This is a genomic window from Nocardioides sp. CPCC 206348 (genome assembly GCF_048654705.1).
GTDB lineage: Bacteria > Actinomycetota > Actinomycetes > Propionibacteriales > Nocardioidaceae > Nocardioides.
This window is the reverse complement of record NZ_JBMCZA010000216.1, coordinates 5,779-9,409: the sequence shown is the minus strand read 5'-3', so window position 1 is coordinate 9,409 and position 3,631 is coordinate 5,779. Positions and strand designations below refer to the sequence as shown.

Here is a 3,631-nt window from a genome sequence, read left to right as displayed (position 1 = left end):
AACCACGACATCAGCGTCGCCCTCCCGCGTCGGTGGGCGACCCGCACCGACCCCGAACGCGACATCGTCGTCGCCGCCCGGCCACCTGTGCTGCCGCCGAGCGGCTTCCCTCCCGAGATCGTCCTGCGGTCGGTCCCCGTGGAGGCCGGTCTCGGCGCGTGGCGCGAGGACGCCATGGCTGCCCTGGACATCCAGCTCGACCGGTTCGAGGTCGAGGACTCCGACGAGTTCGACCTCGATGGGCAACCGGTCGTCTACCGCCGTTTCGCCCACCGCGTCGGGGGCATCGACGTGATCTGCGACCAGTGGGCCTGGCTGGTCGACGGCGTCGGCGTCACCCTCACGGGTTCCGTCGCGCGCGAGGATTACGCCGCCTACTGCGACGTCTTCGAGGACGTCGCAACGACGGTCAGCGTCGCCGTACCCGGATCCGCGCCCCACGCCGCGGCACGCTGGTGATGTTGCGGACCTTGGGTACGTCGGTGCCGACAGTCGTGACGTCGTACTCACGGAAGACGGCGCGGAGCACCTCGACGCCCTCCATCACGGAGAAGCCGGCACCGATGCAGCGGCGTACTCCCCCGCCGAACGGGATCCACACGTTCAGTGCCGGCACGGCAGTGTCGCCGTCGGCGAGGAAGCGCTCGGGACGGAACGCCTCCGGATCGGGGAAGTTCGACTCCTGCTGGTGGCTCATGATGATCGAGGGCCCCACGGTGGTGCCGGCGGGAAGGTCCCAACCGCCGACGGTCGTCGGCTCCATCAGCGTGCGCACCACCATCGGGATCACGGGATGCAGGCGCATCGACTCCTTGAAGACAGCTTCGAGCCAGGCGTCGTCGCCTTCGTCGACCGCGCGTTCGGTGCGGGCCCGCAGGTCGGGGCTGCGGCCGATCTCGACGAGTGCCCACGACAGCGCCGACGCCGTCGTCTCGTGGCCGGCCAGCAGCAGCGTCACCAGCTGGTCGCGCAGCTCGGTGTCGGAGAGCCCGCCGTGCTCGTCGTCGGGATCCGTCGCTGCCAGCAGGCGGGAGAGGACATCCGGTCGCTCGGCCAGGTCCGTGGCGGTACGACGTTCGCGGATCTCGGCGTACATCAGCCGGTCGAGCTCGACGGCGTTCTCGATCGTGCGGCGCCACGGGCCGAGGCGCTGGAGGCGCGGGTAGGCCCACCCGAGCAGGATCACGGGGTTGATGTCGATGATCCGCCGGACGGCGGGCCGCAGCTTCGCGAGCCGTTCCTCGTCGGTGACCCCGAAGACCACCCGCAGGATGACGTCGAGGGTCAACGCGTTCATCCGCTCGAGCGACCGGAAGGTCTCCCCCTCGGTCCAGCCGGCGACCTCGGCCGTCGCGACGTCGGACACCAGGGACCGGTAGCCGCGCAGGGCCTTGCCGAGGAACGCCGGCATCAGGAGCTTGCGGGCGCGGTGGTGCTCGGCCGAGTCCTGCAGGAGCAGCGAGTGCTCGCCCATGATCGGCCCGAGGATCGCGTTGCCCTTGCCTGCGTGGAACACCTCGGGGTCACCCGCGAAGATCTCCTTGGTCACGGCAGGCGAGGTGAACAGCACCAGCGGACGGTTCCCGGGCACGAGGTTCACGGTGTACGCGTCGCCGTACTTGCGGTGCAGCCAGGGGTGGAACTGGTGGCGGAACCGCATCAGCGCGGCGGTCTGCACCAGCGAGGGCCAGCGGGGGCCGGGCGGCAGCTGGTCCAGGCGGACCGGCGGCAGCGTGGTGCCTCCCGTCCCGCTGGAGCGGCCGAAGCGGCGCATCGTCAGTGCGCGGGTGTCCTCGAGCTCAGTGGTCACGGGACGACGCTACGCCCCGGGATCTAGAGCAAGCCGTCCCGCCGCGCGATGGCGGCCGCCTCCGTGCGTCCGGCGGCACCGAGCTTGCCGAGGATGTTGGAGACGTGGACGCTCACCGTCTTCGTGCTGATGAAGAGCTGCTTCCCGATCTCGCCGTTGGACCGGCCCTCTGCGACGAGGGCAAGGATCTCCACCTCGCGGGCGGTCAGTGCCGGAGCACCGGCCACCGGTGGCGCGGCGGCACCACGCCCGCCGCCACTCTCGTGCAGGTCCCTCAGCAGCACGGTGGCACCGAGTCGCTCGGCGAGGGCCCGCGCTTCGTCGGCCTCCGCGCGGGCTTCGCTGCTGTCTCCGACGAGACGCAGGATCTGGGCGTACGCCGCCCGCACCCGGGCCTGTTCGGGCACGTGGCCGTACTTCGTGGCGGCGTCGAGGGCAGCGGCCCAGGCGGCGAGCAGCTCCTCGCGCGGCCCGGGGTCGACCCCGGCCAGCCAGCGCACGCGCTGGTGCTCGGCGACCAGGCGCGTGGACCACATCCGGCCCTCGGGGCCCCAGGTCGCACCGGTCTCGCGCAGCCACGACAGCAGGTCCTCGCCGTCGGCGCGGAGCAGGTCGGCGCGGGCCGCCAGGGTGCGGCGCTCGGCGGCGCTGGCGACGGGGATGGCGCGGGCGATGGCGCGCAGGGTCTGCGCCGCGAGTCGGACGCGGGCACCGAAGCGCTCGTGCCAGATCCGGGTCAGCACCTCGACGACGTCGTCGTAGACCGCGATGGCGGCTGCGGCATCACCGCGTCCACCGTGGACCTCGATCTCGACGCCGGCGCTGAAGACCGCGACGCCGCCTTCGTCCTCCCACAGGTCGCGCAACGCCGAGGCCCGGTCGAGCACGTCGACGCCGCGCGCCGCGAGCACGGACAGACGGGCCGGTTCGACGACGCCACGCGGGATGGCAGGGCCGGCCACGGCGTCGAGCGGTGCCACGAGGGCGAGCACCTCGTCCCACTCGCCGAGGATGTAGCGGATCCAGGTGAGCTGCCACCGGGAGTCGATGCTGAACGGCGCCCAGACGAGCCCCGCCCGGACCCCCAGGTCCAGCGCGGAGCTGAACCAGCGGACCGCCTGCTCCCACTCGCCGTCGTCCTGGTGGGAGCGCCCGAGCAACCACCGGCCGCGGATCTCGGCCTGGAAGGCGCCCGCAGTGGCAGCGTGCTCGACGGCCCGTTCGAGCGCGGCGCGCAAGGCGTCCTGGTCGGTGCCCGCAGCGGTCTTCACCCGCATCCCCGTGAGGGTGGTCCGGATGTCCGAGGCCAGCACCGGCATCGCGAGCCGCTCGGCGAGCGCGAGGGCCTCGGTGGCGTAGGCCTCGGCCTCGTCCACGGTGCCGTGGCGGTATCCGATGATCCGCGCGTGCGTCGCGAGGATCTTGGCGCGCAGCATGCTGTCGCCCTCGGGCGCCAGCGAGACGGCCTCGGCCGACAGCTCCCGCGGGTCGAGCTCGGTCTCGGTGATGGAGAGGACCTCGGCGTACTCGCTGAGCAGGCGGGCGCGCGCCGCGTTCGGGGCATCGGCGGGCAGCCGGTCGAGCTGCTGGGCGAGCAGCTGGCAGGCCCGCTGGGCGTCGCCGCCGGCGGTGAGCGCGCCGGCCGCCTTGACGACCAGCTTGGCGTGGTCGATGCCGAGGCGGGCGACCCGGTCGGGGTCCTCGAGCAGCTCGAGGGCCTGCTGGAAGTGGTCGGCCGCCTCGTCCGGACCGCCGACGGCCAGCGCTTCGTCGCCGGCCTCGATGCTTGCCGTGACGGCGCGGTCGAGGTCGGTGGCGCGG

3 protein-coding genes are annotated in these 3,631 nt (G+C 72.8%); 1 reads left to right on the top strand and 2 read right to left on the bottom strand.

All coding sequences use genetic code 11. The features are described 5' to 3' along the window. Positions 1-459, top strand: a 459-nt coding sequence (locus tag ACOADB_RS23325) for a hypothetical protein (RefSeq protein WP_378604358.1), incomplete at its 5' end; no start/stop codon positions are given. On the opposite strand, the gene ACOADB_RS23320 is transcribed toward ACOADB_RS23325, so the two are convergent. Further along, positions 410-1,810 carry a cytochrome P450 gene (locus tag ACOADB_RS23320; RefSeq protein ID WP_378604355.1) on the bottom strand — a complete coding sequence of 467 codons (1,401 nt, stop codon included), beginning with the start codon at positions 1,808-1,810 and terminating at the stop codon, positions 410-412. The two genes, ACOADB_RS23325 and ACOADB_RS23320, sit on opposite strands and share 50 nt — an antisense overlap. 23 nt (positions 1,811-1,833) lie before the next feature. Further along, on the bottom strand, positions 1,834-3,631 hold a 1,798-nt coding region (locus ACOADB_RS23315), incomplete at its 5' end, for a LuxR C-terminal-related transcriptional regulator (RefSeq protein ID WP_378604352.1).